Origin of the sequence: Paenibacillus sp. MY03, assembly GCF_002165585.1 — a bacterium.
Lineage (GTDB): Bacteria > Bacillota > Bacilli > Paenibacillales > Paenibacillaceae > Pristimantibacillus > Pristimantibacillus agaridevorans.
The window spans coordinates 171,358-191,514 of record NZ_MXQD01000009.1; the positions used below are offsets into that span (position 1 = coordinate 171,358).

Below are 20,157 nucleotides of genomic sequence, written 5' to 3' on the forward strand. Positions count from 1 at the left end.
ACCCTCTCTTTAAGTTCTACACTTTAAGAGGAAGTTCAAAAAGTCCAATTTTGATTACGAAGTAACTCGGGAAGTATGTCGACATCGAATCTTGCATTCAGCCGGGCCTTCCGGTGCTCACGTAGCTTCCACTACGCTCCGCTCCTCAGTCCCTAATCTTCATACAACCTTCTCGGTACTGAAAATCGAACTTTTTGAACTCGCAATTTAGGTAAGAAGGGGGAAGTTATTATGAATCCATCAGGACATACCGTATTGATTACCGGCGGCGCTTCGGGAATCGGATTGGCTTTGACCGAGCAGTTCGTGAGGCATGGCAATAAGGTGATCGTCGCAGGCCGCAGCGAAAGCAAGTTGTCCGAGGTGAAGTCGCGTTATCCGGAAGTTCATGTCATTCGTTGCGACATCAGTCAGGAAGGGGATATGAACAGGCTTGTTAAGTGGCTGAGCGAAGAGCATCCCGATCTAAGCGTGTTGATCAACAATGCGGGAATTCAACACAACTACGCTTTCAACGATTGGAAGGCACTGGATACGGACGGGAAAATCAAGGAGGAGACGGATATTAACTTGATCGCGCCGATCAGACTTATCGCCCGACTGCTGCCGATGCTTTCCCGTCATCGGGAAGCCGCTATCGTCAATATTTCGTCCGGATTGGGCATCGCGCCCAAGAAGTCCGCCCCGGTTTATTGCGCGACGAAAGCAGGACTGCATATCTTTACGAAAGCGCTCCGGTATCAATTGGAGTCGACTCCTGTAAAAGTGTTTGAAATTATTCCGCCGATCGTTGACACGGCCATGACGAGCGGCAGGGGGAGGGGGAAAATAACCGCCGATCAACTGGCCGCGGAGTTTTGGCGATCCTACCGCCGCGACCGGTTGGAAATTGCTATCGGCAAGGTCAAACTGCTAACTTGGCTTAACCGATTGGCTCCGGGGGTAGCCGAAGCTATTTTGAAAAACAGCTAGGCTGCTAGATTGATACGATCATTTCTTCTTAATCTCCGCTATGCGAAGCAGCATGACAGTTGCTTCTGCGCGGGTGGCTGCTCCGTCCGGCTCGAAGCGATTGTCGCCGCGACCGATGACGATCCCCAATTGATGAATCGAAGCTACGGCGCCCTTTGCCCAATCAGAGATCTCCGCATGATCGGCGAAAGCAGTTGGGCTGTCGGCATCCATTGGCAATTCGAGTGCCTTGGCGATCATGACGGCCATCTCGGCCCTGGTAATTGTCGCTTCCGGCCGGAAGTTGCCATCCGGATACCCCGATACGATGCCAAAAGCTGCTGCTGGCGCAATGGCCTGCATCGCCCAATGGTTTTTGCCTGCCATATCGCCGAACAGGAGGGCGGTCTCCGCGCCTTCCCATTGGAAGAGTCCAGCCAGCATGACGGTAAATTCCGCACGGGAAACGCGTCGATCCGGCCCGAAGCTGCTATCCGAGTAGCCTTGAACGATTCCGCGACAGCTCGCTTTGATGATAGACGTTTCCCCCCAATGACCGGCGATATCGGTGAAAGCGGATGGCTTAGAGCATTCTGATTCTGACGGAGGAAGTTCGGCTTCGTCTCTTTCCAGCAAAATCTTGTATGTTCGTTTGGTCCCATTTTCCGCGGTGACCACGATCTCGAACAGGTTGGCTTCCTCTTCCAGCGAGATATCAGCCTTTACTCTGCCTGATCCGAGAGCTTGTCCACCCAGCGATGTCGATGCCAGCGTATGTTCCGGCAACATGTCTACGGTAATGCTCTGCACATCGGAACCGATATGCAAAGTATATGCTGTAACGTCTCCAGAGAATAAAGGAGCGAGTTCCCCGGCTGATACGATCAGTTCCTTTAGCCGGGCATTGCCTGACTTCTCATACGGGGGTGGAGTGATGTTGATTTTTACGATGCGTTGCTCCGCAGCCGATACATTCCCTGCCTGATCGATGGCCGAAATTTTTAGTTGGTAGGTGCCATTGGCAGCGAATGTTGCGGAGTACGTGCTGCCTGGATAGGCTGCTGCCGAGCTCTGCGAGTTATATTCCGTTTCAACCACGATTTCACGGATTTCGCCAAACGAGTCGGACGCTGTTGCATGTAAGGTAACAGGTTCTGCGCTCCATGTATCTTGCGTATAAGGAACTGCTGATGAACCAGTCGTCATCTCTACGTTCAGCGTCGGCGGTGTATTGTCGACCCGGAAGCGCCCGGAATGCCAGGTGGCTGCTCGATCCAACAGGGATCCCCGAACATGCAAAAACCATTCCCCTTCGGAGGATTGTTCAATCTCGTCGCCACTTTCGAATGAGCGCGATTCTGCTTCCGGAGCGGGCTCAACGTCCGTGTTCGTCCAGATATATTCGAGATTAAAGATGCCGAAAACATCACCTGACACAGTCGTCGAGGCCGACTGCGCCCAGTCTTGGCCATCCGGTGCAAACCGAATATCAGGCAGAGGGATCGTTGCCGCATCTATAAAAGGAATATCGAATTCGATTGCATAATCGTGAGCTGGCGAACCGGTGGATCCGATGATGGTAAAATTGGATCTATTGGAACCGAACGCGTTGCTCTCGATCGTGGTCACACTTGGGGGAATTACGGCATATGCAAGATCATTATTATAAAAGGCATAGCCTCGTATAAGATCTACAGTAGACGGGATCACGATGGCGGTTAGCGCATTGTTCTCGAATGCAGAATCCCAAATCGTCTCCAAACCTTCATTTAATATCACATTATTAAGCGCGTTGTCTCGAAAAGCGGCATGAGCGATACTTTTTACGGTTTTCGGAATTTCAACTTCTGTTATCGAATTGTCAGAAAAGGAACCATATCCGATTTCCTCCAGCTGTCCTTCATTCAACTTCAACTTTGTAAGGCCGTTTTCTCTAAACGCATTCATTCCCAGACTGCTCACACTAGCGGGTATTTCAATTTCCGATATGGCATTCGTAGCAAATGCTAAAGCATCGATGGTTTGCAAGCCCTCATGCAAAGTAACTTTTTCCAGCGCATTGCGCCAAAATGCAAATTTCCCGATGTAGGACACGCTAGCCGGTATCTCGATTTCCGTTAGCCGATTTGTACTAAAAGCCTCGTCTCCGATCGTTTTCAGGCGCTCATGAAAAGTAACTTTGGATATATCCATCCGCATAAACGCTCTATAGCCAATAGCCGTCACCGGAAGTTCACGCGCTGTTTCCGGAATAACAATCTCCGTATCCGTTCCATAATAATAATAAATCTCGGCATAATCCGAATAATAGTCGAAGCTAAAATCCGAAAGCGCCGCATCGGCTCTGAAGGCGTCCTCCGACGATACAAACCACACGGATCCTACAATTCCTACCGCCAGCAAAAGTCTCCTCCAGTCAAATCCTCGCAACATGCCTTTCATCCCTTCCATCTCAAGTTTGTTTATAGTGTATCAGGCGGCAATGATAGAATTATGAAAGAAACAAGCTTCTTACTGTTACGAAGACATAACAGCAGCCGACCATATGGTCGGCTGAGGGATTCAAATGTTAAGCAGAATTGCCCGTTAAACTATTTTCAAACATATCGATGATAACAAGGAAGTGTTCGGCTTCTCGAAATACATGGTCCGCCAATAACGGATGAATGATACTTTTAATACGGCAAGCTTCAATCATGTCTCGGGCTGTTTTTTTGAAGTCGCGAAGCGATTTGACCGACACCTTGTTTTGATCTAAAAATTGGTCAAGCAGAGGAAGCGTTTGCGATTCTGGACGCATGGATTCCAAGTCCCTTGCTTGATACAGCAAGGTGTCAAATTCCTGGCTAAAATGATTTGCTTGTTCCACTAGTTGGCGCTCGGAAGGATCAAGCAAGTGGCTAATAAATTTAGCGTGATCAGCCATAATTCGTAAAAAAAATACGTTCTCGTCAATAATAGCATCAGGGAGAGGCTCCAGCCTGCCGGCGTTTAATTCCGATAACCGATTTCTAAAATAATTGGCTTCTCTGCTAACATGATCAACCAACAAGGGGAAGTTGTTTGCGCCAGGAAGTTGGCATCTTAGTATTAAACCGAGCACTTTTCGTTTAAAAGCCCAAATATAAGAAACAGCTATGTGTACTTCTTCGTTGAATCTTTTAATCACGGAGGGATCTGTTCCGATGTTAAATGCATTGGCTTTGTTTTCGATTGCTTCAAAAATGGCATAGAAGTGATTGGCTTCATTAATTAATTGGGTATCATCGCAACGAAACCCTAGTTTAAGAAAAAGAGAATGCTCTTTCATAATTCGGGACCAAAACCGAACTTCTTCTAATGAACGAGCAACAAATGACTGATCTAACAACGGCAGCCTCTCCCTCTTTAAACATGATCTTTAAGAGTACTTTATGAGTGGAGAATTTGTACTATTCCCTATCTGGCGTTTTTAAAAATTCAACTTTCTATTGAAGATGAATAAAGTTTCAATTATTATTAAAGAAGTTGAAAACAAATAGAGAGAAGTTGATACAAAATGAAATTAAAAAAAGTAACGATGGAAGACATTGCCGCTGAATTAGGCATTTCGAAGTCATTGGTTTCCAAAGCGTTAAGCGGATCACATGGAATCAGTGAAGATACGAAAGATAAGGTCAGAGCCGCAGCCATTAGATTGGGCTATCGTTTCAAAAAAGGCGTCCCTCAAGAAGCGACGGATAAGACAGGCAATGTGGCCGTATTGCTTCCTCGCGAGGACGTAGGCGATTTTGATTATTGGGGAGTCATATTAAAGAGCATAGAAGTAGAAATGAGCCGTAATGGCTACAGTGTCATGTTTTCGGGAATTGATACTCAGGCCGAGAAAGGCGCTTCGTTGCCGTTAAGCATAACCGAACATAAAGTGGATGGAGTCATTATACTTGGACGGATCCCCAGGCCGATCATATTATCCGTTATTGCAGCAGGGCTGCCTATTGTATTGATTGATTCGGACTATCATGATCTAAATGTAGATCTTGTATATGCTGATAATTATGGAGGAGGCTTCGAAGCGGCTCGTCATATGATAAAGAATGGTCATCGTAATCTCGGATTTATTGGGAATCTCGATTACTCGTGGACCTTTAGAGAGCGGTACAGAGGTTTTGCCGCTGCTGTCGATCAATATAGGAGCGAAACGGGAGATGAGATAAAGCTGTCCGTGTTCTCTGGCGATGTGGATTTTAACCACGTGCCTGTTTCATACGGAGAGATCATGAAATGCCTGGAGGCTGATCAGCGTCCGGATGCGCTTTTCTGCGCGAATGACCCGATTGCCTTTGTTGTAATGCAGGCTATGGATCAGCTTGGTATCGCATGCCCGGACGAAATGTCGATTATGGGATTTGATAATGTAAGCAAATGCGAGATGAGCGTAACTCCATTGACTTCTATCGAGCCTCACAAAAGTCTCATGGGGGAAAGAGCCAGTCAGATGCTGCTTCGCAGGATGGAATATGACAATGGCGTTTCTGAAAAGCAACAGCTCGTTGTAAAAATAGTAGAAAGGAAAACGATCAATAAAGTTGAATAGATATTTCTAAAAGATTCAAAAAGTTTAATAAATTTATTGAAATTTCTATTGACGAATACTTGGTTTTCGGATTATAGTTTAATTATCAATTGAGAATACAAGATAATGAAGCGGATAAGACTAACAGGAGGTTCCTACATTTGAGGTTGTTGAAACTTGTTGAATGGAAGTTGAAGGGATTCTATCCTTATGTGCCATTCCTCGGCAACAGCTTGGAGACGCAACAAGAGCTGATGGGAATGACGGATTGGCTTCCTGCCGAAGTGCCAGGCTGTGTACAAAATGATTTATGGAAAGCCGGCTGGATTGACGATCCCTATAAGGATATGAATAGTTTGAAATGCGAATGGGTGGAAAATCGGTGGTGGATGTATCGGACTCGTTTTTCGATTTCTGTTGCAGCGGACGAAAGAATCCTTCTCATTTTTAAAGGAATCGATTATAAAGCGCATTTTTATTTCAATGGCCATTTCCTCGCTACGCATGAAGGCATGTTTGAACCGGTTGAGTTAGCCATAGGCTCCGACCTTTGCCAGAAGGATAACGAGCTGACTGTTTTGTTCGAGCATGCACCCGATGAGATGGGACAAATCGGATACACGTCAGAAACGCACACGCAGAAAAGCCGATTTAATTACAAATGGGATTTCTCCACCAGATTGGTTCCGATCGGACTATGGGATGATGTTTATGTGAAAGTGATCAAATCCGCTTATTGGGGAGAGGTTCAATTAACAACCTCATACGTGGAACAAACGGGCAACATTCGCTGGCATGGAGCATTAAAGGGTCAGGCTTCCGCCTCCATTCATCCATCTGAGGAATGGTCTGCAATTGCCGAAGTTGTACATAATGGTGAAAGCTTGGGCAAATGGAAGGCCTTCTTGCAGCAATCCGGCAGCTTTGAGATCGATATGGACGTTCCGAATATATCGTTATGGTATCCTAACGGCTTGGGGGAGCAGCCGTTGTATCAGGTTAAAGTCGGTCTTTATCATGATGGCGAGCTGATCGACGAGTGGATGGGCAAAACGGGATTTCGTTACTTGGAATGGATTCCGAATGAGGAGGCTCCTGCAGATGCCTTTCCTTATTCCGTATTCGTTAACTCGTCACCCATGTACATTAAGGGAATGAATCTAACTCCGCTAGATATGATGTATGGCGCGGTGACGAACGAAAGATATGAGGATATCGTTCTAAAGCTCAAGAAAGCAAACGTCAATCTCGTCCGTGTATGGGGCGGAGGCATAATCGAAAAGGATATTTTTTATGAGTTGTGCGATGAGCACGGCATTCTAATCTGGCAAGAATTTATTCAGTCCAGCTCCGGTATAGACAACATTCCTTCCCAGAAACCTGGATTTATGAAAATGCTGGAGCGCGCGGCTTATTCGGCAATAACAAGAAAGCGCAATCATATCTCATTGGCCTGCTGGAGCGGCGGGAATGAACTGCGAGACGAGCACGGAATACCTTCTACGGTTAAGGACAAGAACATTGCTTTGCTTCAAAGCATGGTGCAACAGCTAGATCCTCACAGATACTTCTTGCCTACCTCGGCTTCTGGGCCGAATGAATTTCTATCGCTTGATCATCCCGGCAAAAACTACGATGTGCATGGTCCTTGGAAATATGCCGGTCCTGTGGAGCAATACAGACTTTACAACGGTTCCGATAGTCTGCTTCACAGCGAATTTGGCGTCGATGGACTTGCTTCGTACGCTTCCATACTGCGTTTCCTCAATAAAGCTGAGCTTAAAGTGCAAACGATGCAGGAAAACGATGTTTGGAGACATCATGGCGAATGGTGGTGCACCAAGGATCGTGAGGATGAGATGTTCGGCGATATCAATGACCTGCAGGAATTTGTTGTAGCGAGTCAATGGACGCAAGCCGAAGGACTACGTTATGCATTGGAGGCCAATCGACGCCGAAAGTACCGGAATAGCGGAAGTATCGTATGGCAATTCAATGAGCCCTATCCAAACGTATCTTGCACAAGCGTGATTGACTATTATCACCAACCCAAAATGGCGTATTATTGGGTGCGCAAAGCATTTGCAAATCAGCATCTATCTTTGAAATATGACCAATTGATCATCGATCCGAATACACCTTTCTACCCGGAGTTGTATTTCCATAATAGTTTGGAGGAAGGCGAGCTGAACTGGACAATAGAATGCATAAGTCCGCAAGGAGAGATGTTTCATATTCAACAGGGTAGTCATTCTATATGCAGTAATTCCTCGACTAAATTAGAAACACTAAATTGGAATGTTTCCACAATGTCCGAGGGAATCGTCATCGTCCGATTATCAGGTTTCTTCATAGGAGAAAGCTATAAAAGTAATGATTTTTATAATCTGGAATCGAATACCTATTTGTTTTCCACCAAGCAAAACCATTATTTCTCTGACTGGCTTAGAGCTCCATCCGCAGATTTAAGCTGGAGTCATGTAAGGAAAAGCGGGCACGACGCAATTGAAGTCTATGAGGTTGTTAACACGGGGCCAATACCTGCCTTATATATCGTAGCCGCATACATGGATGGAGGGACCGAAAAAATTTTATTCAGCGAACAAAATTATTCGGTGCTGTTTGCCGGTGAGAGGCTTCAATTCGAAGTAGAAAGACACTCTTGGGGCAATGACGCAGTTGATCCGTCCTCGATTTATTTCAAGACGATACATTCTGCCGGGAGGTGAGAGATCTGCAACAGTCGTTCTGATGAGTGGCTTGAAAGCAACAAATGATTTAGTGAACATACTAAAAAAGGGAGGCAGTTCAATGGTCAAAAAATCTTATTCTCTTGTGTTCATCATGGTATTGGCAGTAGCAATGCTTGTTGGTTGTACGTCTAATAGTGGCGGTAATAAGTCCAACGCGGGTGGTAACAACCCCAGTCCCACCAATCAGTCGACAGAAACCCCTTCTGACAAGAAGGACCCTGTGGAGATCGAGCTGGTGCATTATCAAACCGGACAAGAGGATGCCATCAACCAACTGTTAAACGAATACTTCGAATTGACCGGGGTTAAGGTAAAACAAACGCTCATTGATGCCAAAAACAACCAGCAGTATCTGATCACAAGAGCCCAGGAAAAAAAGTTTCCCGATATTTACGCGGGATCCCTGGAAGGCGAATTGTTAGCCAATCTCGTAAATGCAGGTTTGGTCGAAAATTTGCTGCCCGAATGGGAGTCATGGGGCTATGATTGGCTTGGCGAAGAGAAAAGCTTCAAAGGTGATTTGGCTGAAGGCAACCCATGGGGCGCCGAAGCAGGCAAATACGGAATTCCATATATGATCGCTACCTCGGGCTATTATTACAATAAGAAGATGCTTAATGATGCAGGCTTCGATCAAGCTCCAACGAATTGGGATGAGTTCCTGAGTTTTAGCGAGAAAGTACAAGCTAAAGGGATTTCGCCAATCGCTTACGACTTCGGAGATAATTGGGGCTCTATGAATGCGGTTGTGTTTCCGATTGCCAGCAATATTTTCGGCGGGGAAGAGCAGCTGACGGCAGCGTTAAAAGGCGATGGATTAGCAGATCCGAAATGGCTTGAGGTATTCGGAAAAATTGCAGAGCTGCGCGACAAAAAGTATTTGGCTGAGGGTACGGCTGTGCTAGTTATGTCAGACGTGGAAAAGAAATTTATCAATGAAGAGGTAGCTGTCATTTCCAACGGTTCGTGGTTTGTGCCTGTGCTTAAGTCGGACGCTCCTGATTTGGATTGGATTGTAGCCCTCCCTCCGGCTGTAAATACAAGCAATGACGTGAACATTGACGGAGGCGTATCGATTAGCTTTACAGTTGCAAAAAACAATAAAAACATGCAAGAAACAAAAGACTTCCTAAAATGGTTCGTCGATGGTCCGCAGCAAATAAAAATGACGGAGCTAAGCGGGATTTTGCCGGCCAACAGCAATGCATTGGCAGAGGCCGATTTGGATTCTAACATTAAAATAATTGCTGGTCTGGGCGAGAAGTTGACCAAAAAAAGAATGCATGCGTTAGTTACGGAATCCAATATCTATGAGGAATTCTGGAAAGGACTTCAAGCATTGGTCGAAGGCAAAAAATCTCCGGAGCAGCTTCAACAAGAATTAATGAAAGTGTACGCCGAAAAGAATAAGTAAGGTAAAACAAGTAGTGCCTTTGACAGAATTGCGTTACTTGACAAGGGGAGGCAAGTGGTTTGAAAACGTTTACTAAATGGAAGGATTATTTCACAAGCTATTTGTTTGTGATTCCCGGCTTATCCCTATTCGCTGTGTTTTATTTGTTGCCTTTCTATCAGAGCTATCGTCTTAGCTTTTATGAATGGTCCGGATATACACCGATGTCTCAAGCCAAATTTGTAGGGTTAAGCAACTTTAATAAGGCATTCGAGGATGATGTGTTCTGGGAATCCGTCATTCGAGTTTTTAAAATATCGATTGGCATTATCGGACTCGAGATTCCTTTGGCTTTATTGCTTGCGATTCTGGTCAATAAGGTGATTCGAGCCGGCGCCTATCGCATCATCTATTTTATTCCTACCATACTTTCTCCAATTGCCGTAGGGATGATTTGGAAATGGATGTACGAGCCAAAGTTCGGCATTATTAATCAGACGTTGGATGCCTTAGGGTTGTCCTCGCTCAAGCATGCTTGGTTAGCCGAAAGCAGTACAGCTATGGGAGCGGTCGGAGTAACCTTTATTTGGGAAACGTTTGGAACCTTTTTCCTGCTATTCCTCGTCGGTCTTACGGGGATTGATAAACAACTGTATGAGGCTGCGAGCATTGAAGGAGCATCGAGCTTTCAAACGTTTAAATCAGTCACTTTGCCGCTCATGGTTCCTACGATCATCCTTGTCATGATTCTGTTAGTATTGGGTTCCATGCAAATCTTCGGTCAGGTGGTCATCATGACCAACGGGGGACCCGGTTATGCGACAGAGGTTCCGTCCATGCGCATTTATAAGGAAGCTTTTGAGAACAGCAAAATGGGTTATTCCACTACCCTATCCGTTCTCTTTGGTTTCATCCTTATTGTGTTCTCCGTTATTCAATTAACGTTTTCAAGAAGGTATGGTGCGAAGCTATATGAATAATAAAACAAAATCAATGAGTCTCCATACCATTCTGATCGCCGTCGCCGTTACATGTATTTATCCGTTTGCATGGATTATCGCCAATACATTCAAGCCCAATAGCGAAATTTTGAAAAACGAAAATTTGCTGGCGACCCTGATCCCGAATCATCCATCTTGGACCAACTACTACAAGGTCATTGTTGAATTTGGTTTTTCCCGGTACGTTTGGAATAGTTTTTTTTACACCGTAACTTCTGTATCGATTGCGATTGTGGTAGGGATCAGCATTTCATATGTTGTGGCGTTCTACCGTTTCCCACTTAAAAACCTGATATTCGGAGCCATCATCGTTACGATGATGATTCCGATGCCGGGCATTTTTATTCCGAAATATATTGTAATAGCCGAGCTGGGGCTGCTCAATAATCGACTGGGACTTATTTTACCGTTTGCGACGGTGCTAATACCGCTAACCGTGTTTATCGTCAAAAATTTTATGGACTCCATCCCCAAGGAAATGATGGAAGCTGCTACTGTAGATGGCTGCAATAAATGGACCAAGCTATGGTTCATTGTAGTGCCGCTAGTCAGGCCGGCTATTGCAACCGTGACGATCTTTCATGTAAGAAGCATCTGGAATGAATGGCTGTTGCCTTCGCTTGTCATTACCGAAAAAGCTCTTCATCCTATCCAATCCGGGTTAATGCGGTTTCAGGGCGAACATTTCATCGATTATTCCTTGACCATGACGGGATTAGTAGTGGCGACGATCCCGTTGCTAGTTATCTTCTTTATACTTCAAAAGCATATTATTAACGGAATTACTAGCGGAGCGCTGAAAGGATAAACGGCGATGGAGCGATACGATTCGAAATTAAGGTTAATTGTCGGGTTTGGCGATAGCATTACGGCCGGAGTTCATTTGTCCCCGCAGGATACTTATCTTCATATGTTAGGTGAGGCATTAGGGTGTGAAACCTATAATGCGGGTGTTCCGGGGCAAACAACGGCAGATGCGTTATTACGACATCGCGAAGAAGTGTTGTTGCATAAACCGGAGCTATGTATTCTGCAATTTGGAATGAATGATCATGTTATGGAAGCGCCTAATACGAATAAAGTTCCAGGAAGCGCCTTTCAAGCCAATCTAAGCAAGATGATCGAGGATCAGAGGGAACATAACATTCGATCTCTATTATGCACCATTCATCCCATTATTGAAGGAAATGCGGATGCCTATTATTACAATAGGCATCGGCAGCAATGGTATGGGACGAAGGGGGCTAATCAATGGATTGCAGAGTACAATCAGTTGATACGAGATGTCGCTGGTCAATATGACTGCTTGGTGGCAGATATTGAGGCATATTGGAAATTAGCGCTTGCCTCCACTCATCGTTTAGAATCATTTATTCGTACGATTGAAAATGCAGGAATGGATGATGGCGTTCATCCAACCTTGCTTGGGCAGCAGCTATATTATGAATGTTTAAAGGAAACTATCGTGAATGGATGCGGGGGAGAAGGTCATGTTTCAAGAAATGAAAAGTGATATTGTCATCATTGGCGGAGGGATTGGGGGCTGCGCCGCAGCTCTTTCGGCTTGTCGTACGGGAAAACATGTCCTTATGACAGAGGAAACGGATTGGATTGGCGGGCAATTTACCAGCCAGGCGGTGCCTCCCGATGAACATCCCTGGATCGAGCAGTTCGGTTGTACCAGAAGCTACAGGCAATATCGCAATCTCGTTCGCGACTACTACCGCAATCATTTTCCGCTTACCCCCGAGGCTAGAGCCCTGGATCGGTTAAATCCCGGCAATGGCGTAGTGAGTCGGCTTTGCCACGAGCCAAGAGCATCGTTGGCCGTTTTTCATCAAATGTTGGCTCCTTATATCCATAGCGGAAAGTTGAAAATTTTGTATCAATATAAACCTGAATCGGTTGAATTGAACGGCGATGAAATCATAGCCGTTACGGTTCGCAACGGCTTATTGAATCATCAAATCGTATTAACGGCGGAATACTTCCTGGACGCCACGGAATGCGGAGATTTGTTGCCGCTTGCTTCCGCCGAATATGTAACAGGCTCGGAGTCGCAGGCCCAGACAGGCGAGCCGCATGCTCTGGCGGGCCCTGCAGACCCAATGGATATGCAGCCGATTACGTATTGTTACGCCATTACTTACCATGAGGGCGAAGACCATACGATCGAGAAACCTGCGCAATACGATTTTTGGAGAGACTACTCCAACACGCAATTTTGGACAGGAAAACTTCTCAGCTGGCAAGTTCCGCATTATATCACTTTAGAGCCGACGGAATACCCCTTTTTCCCAATAGAGGGCGGGCCGACATCGAGATGGACCTATCGCAGAATTATTGATAAAAACAACTTTATGCCTGGCACTTACGATAGCGATATCGTTATCGTGAACTGGCCGCAGAACGACTACTGGCTCGGATCCATCATCGATGTAAGCGAAGAGGAGAAACAACGTCATTTGGAAGGCGCCAAACAGTTAAGTCTTTCGTTGTTGTATTGGATGCAGACGGAAGCGCCGCGCCCCGACGGGAAACAAGGTTATCCCGGTATTAAGTTATGCAAGGATGCCGTGGGCACGGAGGACGGGTTGGCCAAATATCCTTATATTAGAGAATCCAGAAGAATTCAAGCGGAATTTACGGTCGTCGAGCAAATGGTTAGCGCTGATATCAGAGGGGCTGCCGGGGCCGAGCGATTTGACGATACGGTCGGGATCGGGGCGTACCGGATTGACCTGCACCCTAGTTTGGGGGGGAGACCTTATATCGATTTATCCAGTTATCCGTTCCAAATCCCGCTGGGCAGTTTAATTCCCGTACGCATTCGCAATCTGCTAGCCGCTTCCAAAAATATTGGGGTCACCCACCTTACGAACGGCTGTTATCGTCTGCATCCCGTGGAATGGAACATTGGAGAGGCCGCCGGGGCAATTGCTTCCTATTGCTTGGATCGCAATGTAACGCCAAGCCAGGTAAGGAATAATAAGATGCTTCTGCAAGACTTCCAAACGGGGCTGGAAAGAGCGGGGATTGAGCTGCATTGGCCATCCATAGGAGCGTTGTAGTCGGAAATTCACAAAAGGGGGGAGTCAAACTTGAGATTAGGTGTTATCGGATACGGGCTTCGAATGAAAGAGGTGATTAGACATATAAAGCTGCTGGATCCCGCTGTTCGTATAGCAGGGATCGTAGATGTTCTCGAATTTCCGGATCTTGTGGATGAGGACGGTCTGCCTATTCCCAATTTTCCAACGGTATCCAAGATGTTGGCGGCCCAAAAGCTTGACGGCATCATGATCGGTACGCGCTGCTCCGAGCATACCGCGTATGCATTAGAGGTATTGCCGTATGGCATCCCTCTTTATTTGGAAAAGCCCGTATCGACATCGATGGAGCAGTGGAAGGAGCTGCACAAGGCAGCGGAAATCTACAGCCATACGCCTGTCGTCGTATCCCATCCGCTTCGTTTAACCTCTATCGTGCAGAAGGTCAAGGCCATTGTAGAATCGGGTGAAATCGGCGAAATTGCCCATGTGCAAGCTACCAATAATGTACCTTACGGCGGCGTTTATTATCATGCTTGGTATCGCGATGAATCCATAACGGGCGGAATGTTTCTGCAGAAGGCTACCCACGACTTTGATTATTTAATGCATATTATTGGTTCGAGGCCGATAAGGGTCTGCGCGGTAACCTCGAAGCTGGTTTTCAAAGGACAGAAGCCTGCGGGTCTGCGATGCAAGGACTGCGAAGATAATCGGACCTGCGAGGAGAGCACGGTCGGTACGAATGAGGAACAGAATTGGCCGTACTGCTGCTTCGCAGAGGATACGGGGAATGAAGATTCGGGCAGCGCGCTTATCGAATACGAGAATGGCGTTCATCTCAGTTATACGCAAAACTTCATAGTCCGGCGCGAAGCAGGTACTCGTGGAGCTCGAGTCGTTGGTTACAAGGGAACCGTCGATTTCGATTTTATTACAGGCTCCATAACCGTGATTCATCATCATAAGGAACAAGTGGATCGGTATCAATTCGGCGAAGGGGATGGACATTTCGGCGGAGATGCGCATTTAGCCGCCAATTTTATTGCTGTGATGAAAGGAAAAGAAGCTTCAATAAGCACCTTGCAAGAAGGTTTACGCAGTGCTCTCCTTTGCCTGAAAGCCAAGGAGGCGGCTGTAACCAAATCCTATCAAGAGGTTGTTGAATGATCGCTTTTTAACAATTCCAAAATAGCAGAGGTGAGTTAAAATGAAAAAATTACGCAAGTGGGCGTTGCTGTTGCTGGCTATGCTTTGTGTGAGTTCTCATCTTGCATTTCATCCTTCCGCATCAAACGTGGCTGCCGCATATCCGCTGAATGAGGATGATGGCGGGTTAATTCTCCAGGACGAATTTAATGATTTGACTATGCTTTATTCCCATTCGGATATCGTTGTCAGAGATGAAACCGATCCTGGAGCCAGTTATGTTGAAGATGATTCCTCTTTCGTATCCGACAATGGTTCGAATCCCCAGATGATCTATCAAGCAAATGATATAAGATCGTTGATAGTAGTTGCTTATGTTGATCCTTCTCTGGCTTTGCCGTCTATTGACTTTCAAATTTCAGAGGACCAGATCAACTATACCGCCGTTAATCCAACCCTTGTCAATGAAGGGGTTCGGGATGGCTCGTGGAATCGTCTGGTATTCGAGCTGCAAGGGATACAGAACGCCAACTATATGAAGATAAGCTGGACGGCTGGTTCTTCTCCCGTGTATATAAGCAAGCTTCGCCTTGCATACACGGGCGGAGCAAGCTTTATGGATACGGGCTTTGAAACGACATTGGACGCTGAGCTTTCAACGGCCGGCGGTTGGGAGGTTAAGTACGCCAAGACGGACGCTTTAGCCGACCCGGACTTTACGGTTACGGTAGAAGATGAAGGGGGCGTGCCAGGGCATTTCCTGAAAGTAACCGGAACGGCCGCATCCAAAGGAGCCGTGCTTCTGGGACAAAGGCTGACGCTGCCCTCTTTCTTTACCGGACCCGCTGATTTGATAGCGACGGCAGACTATCAGCTATTTAACTCATTGACCGAACATAGCAATGTACTGAGGCTTGTGATTCTCCCTGAGTCGGAATGGGACAGCCTGTCATCGACTGCGGGTGGTGCCAGTATGTATACGGCAACCGAACTTTCTAATCATACCTGGCATGATGGCAGCATAAATCCGGATCCGATTACGGAATGGGAGCTAGGGACTTCAGAAGGAGTAGATTTTGCGAGCGCTCTCGGCAGCTATGCAAGCAGCGATGTCGTTATTGCTTTATATGTGGAGCTTAATTCGCCGCTAGGGATCGATGAAGCCTACATCGATAACTTTGAGCTGAATGAAGGAGAACTGTCGAATACCCGCCCTCATTTTATTCATGTAAAGTCGATTAGAGATACAATATTCGGTTATCGCTGGGCCCAGGATGTCGTGAATAACTACAAGTCGAGATACGATGGGTGGTTGACCAGGGATATAGAGCTCATCCCGGATTCGAATTATATCTGGGAGAATCGATTTACCGATCCCATTAACAATGTAGCTTTGATCTTTGAATACAAGTCTTACCAGGATATTATCGCCATGGGGTATGACTATGACACGTATTATCAGGTCGCAGAGTTCAAATCGCCCGGCATTGATCCGAACGACCCTTCGGATGATTTGATTATTAGCTTGGCTAACGAGACCGCGACCGAAGATCAAATGAAAGCGATTGCAAAAGGCTGGTATTCAAAATGGATTCAATACCACACGGATGCTGCCATGTATTTGTCCTACTTGTATGTGCTGACGGGCGAAACCGCTTATGCCGAAAAAGCGGGGGAGATCGTCAAAGAGTTTGCAGATAAATACCCGCAATACGCGCTGCATGACGTCGTTACTCCAATTAGGCCAATCGCCTCGAGGGTGTTTTATTCCGTACTGAGTGAGGGAGCTTATTTTGTTACGCCAATGGTGTATGCAGTGGATAATTTGTATAACTCCGGCGTGTTTGACGCCGCATATAAGAAAGCGATTCGAGAGGACATGCTGTACCCTTCGGCCGATGTTATGAAGCGCAGCTTCAGCACAACTAATTTCCAGGTTATTCAAGACACTGCGCTAGGCTTGATCGGTTATTTGTATGATGATCCGGACTTGATAACAGAAGCGAAAGAAGGTTATACGCCGACCGCGCAAGCAGGAGAAGCAATGGGGATGTTCAATGAATTGCTGGATTACGGTGTAGGCGAGGACGGTTTCTGGTTTGAGGGTACGCCGAGTTATCACGGTTTTGTTCTAAAGGAATATATATTCCTGGCGGATGCCGCGCAGCGTTTCGGAAGCAATGTAGGCGAGAATCTGTATACGGGGAACAACAAGCTGAAGTCCATGTTTGATACAATGTTGAATTTGCCTTATCCGGATTTAACAATGCAAGCGAATAACGATTCTCCTTATAAGCCGAATCTCATAACCCCCATTTATTTATGGATGATGGAAACGGCCGACAGAGAATATCAAGCTGCTTCATCCCAGTACAGATCTTTCCTTAACCAGGCTTATACGACGGTCGAGAGAAGCGATGCCGATCTGTTTTCCCTGTTAACCGGCTATCGCCAAATTCCGTACTCGGCGGAGCCGTTCATTCTTCATGATGCTAACATGAGCGCCATCGGAACCGTGCTTACCCGAAATCATTATAATGGACAAACTTATATGAGTACGATGGATTACGGCATGTTTACCGGCTCTCACGACCATTACGATAAGCTGAATATTACGACTTACGGGAATGACCGGGTATGGCTGGATGATCTGGGGATCAGTCCGTATGGCACTGATTCAGCGGAAAATTATTATCGAATGTCTGCCGCCCATAATACGGTTGTCGTTCCGGATGCGAATCAAGCTGGAATCAGCGGTTCGTTCCTGACATTGGGCCATACCAATTCCATGCATTACAGCGCAGCGGCAGCGGATGGTATCTTCGCCGATGTTCAGCAATATCGGAGAGCGCTAATAAGCGTCGATGACTGGATGCTGGATGTATTCAAATTGCGTACGTATGATGAGGTAACGTTTGACTGGTTCGCTCGCGTGCCTGATAGCACGATGGAGCTGAGTCTTGCTACAATTCCTCAAACTGGGAGTTTGGGAACGGCTAACGGCTACCAGTATACCGATCTGTTCGGTCAAGGAACAACGACAGGGAACTGGTCGGCGGATTTCACCGATGATACGGATGCAAACAAATCCTATCGAATCACGATGCTGAATGATCGGCAGATGGATGTATTCGAGGCACGATCCTATGGTACGGCGAATAAGCAAAATATTAAAATTCCAGTTCTCGCTGCCCGTCAGACCGTTGAGGGGGATGGAGAATTTGTCGCTATCCATGAATATTCTCCCGGGGCGACCAATGGGATTGCCCAAATGCTGAATACACCCGATGGCGTTCGCGTTACGAAGGATGACGGCGAAGAAGTCATTATCCAATATGATATTAGCCATGCAACCGAGGAAGCCAGCTTTATGCTTCTTAGGCGGAATGCGAATCAGGATATGGTGAACCTGGAGATTAGCAACGACAATCGTTTGATGATCGATTATAAGCTATATGCTCACAGCGACGAGATTTTGCGCGGCTTATCTATCGCTTACGATACTGGCATCATTAACATTGAGAATGAGGTTAATGATTCGACTCCATATCGAATGACCACGTTGACCTTCTACGCGGGCGACGAAGTTTTTACCCAAGTCAACGTCGATGGGGAAGCTTATCCGTTCACAAGAGAAGGGGAATACATTACGATTGTTGCACCGCTCAAAGCTGCCCCGACATTAAGCAATCAGGCATACAAAGTAAATGCATCTGAGGATACCTATGCCAGGGAACAAGAGCCGAATCGGGTCTTTGGCGAATATTCGACGATGGGAGTCAGAAATACGGGAGCCAATGGCGGCGACATGGTATCCTATGTGAAATTCGATTTAAATAACTATTCGGGCAATCATGTGTCGGAATCTACATTCCGATTTTATGCTTATGATAATGCCGCACCGTACAACCCCGTGGAATTATCGATCTATGGAATTGTGGATAACAGCTGGGATGAGCAGTCCTTGACCTGGACGAATGCGCCTAATATCGCAAGTGACGGATCAGGCAAAACGATAATTACGGGTGAAGGTTCAACCGCCTATTACATCGATACGATCAGCCTTGAAGATGCCAATTATGCGTGGCATGAGGTTGATGTTACCGATTTTGTCCAGACCCACGGGCTTGATAACAAATTTGTCAGCTTTATGATTGCGGCGGATCATAATACGAATGACTGGATCTTTATTCCGAGCAAAGAAAGCGGTTCTAGACCGCCGCAGCTGACGATCAAAGAAAGTTTAGATATTGTAGCCGAGGATACGACTTATGTCCGTGGCGGGGCGTACAGTGCTTCGCCTCAGATGGGAGCTGCAGAGATGCAGATTATGGATGCTCCCGATGCGGCGGATGATCGAATCTCTTATTTGCAGTTTGATCTGGGCGAATATACTTCCGCCGAGCTGGGCAAGGGAGTACTACGTTTTCAGGCTTCATCGACCAGTCCAAATACGAACATACCCATCAGCGTCTACGGAATTATGGATGATAGCTGGACGGAAGCCGGCTTAACCTGGAGCAATTCCTCCAATCATGAATCGGGAGATACAACCATTACAGATATTCCCGATGCCGCGGTACCTATCGCCACCGTTCTGGCCTCCGGGACGAACAGAAATTACGAGATAGATGTAAGCAAGTTTTTGCAGGACAGACTCTCCGGGCAAACGGCCAGTTTTATCCTGGTGGATGAAACCGACGGCAATGTGCTGCTAACGGTTGACGGACGTTTAGGCAACAAACCGCCGACATTATCCATGTATCGGCCGGTTGTTCAACAGATCGACCAATCCGCCTTTATTTGGGGAGGCACGTATGCCAACAGCAATCTGGAATACTCTACCCATCTCGTAGTAAAAAATGCAAGCGGCACGGGAGCTGACCGAAAATCCTACTTAAAAATCGATTTGGAATCGATTAAGACGGGCCGCGTTAATGAAGCCGTATTGCGTTTGTATGGAAAAAACACGACATCGCTGGAGGAAATTCCGATTACGGTTTACGGGATTATCGATAATAGCTGGACGTCAACCGCCATTACTTTCAATAATGCTCCTAACCATCATCCAACGACAGGCGACGTAACGGGTGTAGGGATATCCGCATTCAAGCTGGATACGATTCCGGTTGGACCAACGGCAGCCGTATATGAATGGGATATCAGCGACTTTATCTATGCATCGATGCGTTCGGGAGGAGCGGCAAGTCTGGTTGTCGTCATGGAAGATAACAGCACAACAAGCTATATGGATTTTAACAGCAGCAACGGAATCATTAAACCCAGCTTCTTATTATCCTACTAG

General features: G+C 46.5%; 12 protein-coding genes. 10 read left to right on the forward strand and 2 right to left on the reverse strand.

Going from position 1 to position 20,157, the window contains the following annotated elements:
- Positions 1-231: 231 nt before the first annotated feature.
- Complete coding sequence (locus B1748_RS11230) at positions 232-972, forward strand: SDR family oxidoreductase (protein ID WP_087567990.1); 741 nt, start codon at positions 232-234, stop codon at positions 970-972.
- 18 nt (positions 973-990) lie between these two features.
- Here the strand turns inward: B1748_RS11230 and B1748_RS11235 are convergent, their stop codons facing one another.
- A complete protein-coding gene (locus tag B1748_RS11235) occupies positions 991-3,384 on the reverse strand; it encodes a leucine-rich repeat protein (RefSeq protein ID WP_179215529.1) in 2,394 nt (797 codons plus the stop codon).
- Between the two features lie 136 nt (positions 3,385-3,520).
- The gene (locus B1748_RS11240; RefSeq protein WP_373271269.1) at positions 3,521-4,321 is read right to left on the reverse strand and encodes a DUF2935 domain-containing protein; all 801 of its coding nucleotides are present in this window, start codon (positions 4,319-4,321) and stop codon (positions 3,521-3,523) included.
- Positions 4,322-4,489: 168 nt separating this feature from the next.
- Here B1748_RS11240 and B1748_RS11245 point away from each other — a divergent pair, with 168 nt between their 5' ends.
- The 9 genes from B1748_RS11245 to B1748_RS11285 all read left to right on the forward strand — a co-directional run bounded on the left by B1748_RS11245 (position 4,490) and on the right by B1748_RS11285 (position 20,157).
- Positions 4,490-5,527, forward strand: a complete 1,038-nt coding sequence (locus B1748_RS11245) for a LacI family DNA-binding transcriptional regulator (RefSeq protein ID WP_087567993.1) — start codon at positions 4,490-4,492, stop codon at positions 5,525-5,527.
- A gap of 140 nt (positions 5,528-5,667) precedes the next feature.
- Positions 5,668-8,235 carry a glycoside hydrolase family 2 protein gene (locus B1748_RS11250; protein WP_087567994.1) on the forward strand — a complete coding sequence of 856 codons (2,568 nt, stop codon included), beginning with the start codon at positions 5,668-5,670 and terminating at the stop codon, positions 8,233-8,235.
- A gap of 82 nt (positions 8,236-8,317) precedes the next feature.
- The gene (locus B1748_RS11255) at positions 8,318-9,673 is read left to right on the forward strand and encodes an ABC transporter substrate-binding protein (RefSeq protein ID WP_179215530.1); all 1,356 of its coding nucleotides are present in this window, start codon (positions 8,318-8,320) and stop codon (positions 9,671-9,673) included.
- Between the two features lie 59 nt (positions 9,674-9,732).
- Positions 9,733-10,632 carry a carbohydrate ABC transporter permease gene (locus tag B1748_RS11260; RefSeq protein WP_087567996.1) on the forward strand — a complete coding sequence of 300 codons (900 nt, stop codon included), beginning with the start codon at positions 9,733-9,735 and terminating at the stop codon, positions 10,630-10,632.
- On the forward strand, positions 10,625-11,461 hold the full coding sequence (locus B1748_RS11265; protein ID WP_179215531.1) for a carbohydrate ABC transporter permease: 837 nt from the start codon (positions 10,625-10,627) through the stop codon (positions 11,459-11,461). Before B1748_RS11260 ends, B1748_RS11265 begins: the two co-directional genes overlap by 8 nt.
- A gap of 6 nt (positions 11,462-11,467) precedes the next feature.
- Positions 11,468-12,166 carry an SGNH/GDSL hydrolase family protein gene (locus tag B1748_RS11270; RefSeq protein WP_087567998.1) on the forward strand — a complete coding sequence of 233 codons (699 nt, stop codon included), beginning with the start codon at positions 11,468-11,470 and terminating at the stop codon, positions 12,164-12,166.
- Complete coding sequence (locus B1748_RS11275) at positions 12,144-13,724, forward strand: FAD-dependent oxidoreductase (protein WP_087567999.1); 1,581 nt, start codon at positions 12,144-12,146, stop codon at positions 13,722-13,724. Before B1748_RS11270 ends, B1748_RS11275 begins: the two co-directional genes overlap by 23 nt.
- Before the next feature lie 30 nt (positions 13,725-13,754).
- A complete protein-coding gene (locus tag B1748_RS11280) occupies positions 13,755-14,873 on the forward strand; it encodes a Gfo/Idh/MocA family protein (protein ID WP_087568000.1) in 1,119 nt (372 codons plus the stop codon).
- 40 nt (positions 14,874-14,913) lie between these two features.
- Complete coding sequence (locus B1748_RS11285) at positions 14,914-20,157, forward strand: CBM96 family carbohydrate-binding protein (protein ID WP_087568001.1); 5,244 nt, start codon at positions 14,914-14,916, stop codon at positions 20,155-20,157.

What these genes read in the sequence shown, in the direction of transcription:
- B1748_RS11230 (WP_087567990.1), top strand. Translation starts at nt 232, where the DNA reads ATGAATCCATCAGGACATACCGTATTGATTACCGGCGGCGCTTCGGGA.
- B1748_RS11235 (WP_179215529.1), bottom strand. Translation starts at nt 3,384, where the DNA reads ATGTTGCGAGGATTTGACTGGAGGAGACTTTTGCTGGCGGTAGGAATT.
- B1748_RS11245 (WP_087567993.1), top strand. Translation starts at nt 4,490, where the DNA reads ATGAAATTAAAAAAAGTAACGATGGAAGACATTGCCGCTGAATTAGGC.
- B1748_RS11255 (WP_179215530.1), top strand. Translation starts at nt 8,318, where the DNA reads ATGGTCAAAAAATCTTATTCTCTTGTGTTCATCATGGTATTGGCAGTA.
- B1748_RS11265 (WP_179215531.1), top strand. Translation starts at nt 10,625, where the DNA reads ATGAATAATAAAACAAAATCAATGAGTCTCCATACCATTCTGATCGCC.
- B1748_RS11270 (WP_087567998.1), top strand. Translation starts at nt 11,468, where the DNA reads ATGGAGCGATACGATTCGAAATTAAGGTTAATTGTCGGGTTTGGCGAT.
- B1748_RS11275 (WP_087567999.1), top strand. Translation starts at nt 12,144, where the DNA reads ATGTTTCAAGAAATGAAAAGTGATATTGTCATCATTGGCGGAGGGATT.
- B1748_RS11285 (WP_087568001.1), top strand. Translation starts at nt 14,914, where the DNA reads ATGAAAAAATTACGCAAGTGGGCGTTGCTGTTGCTGGCTATGCTTTGT.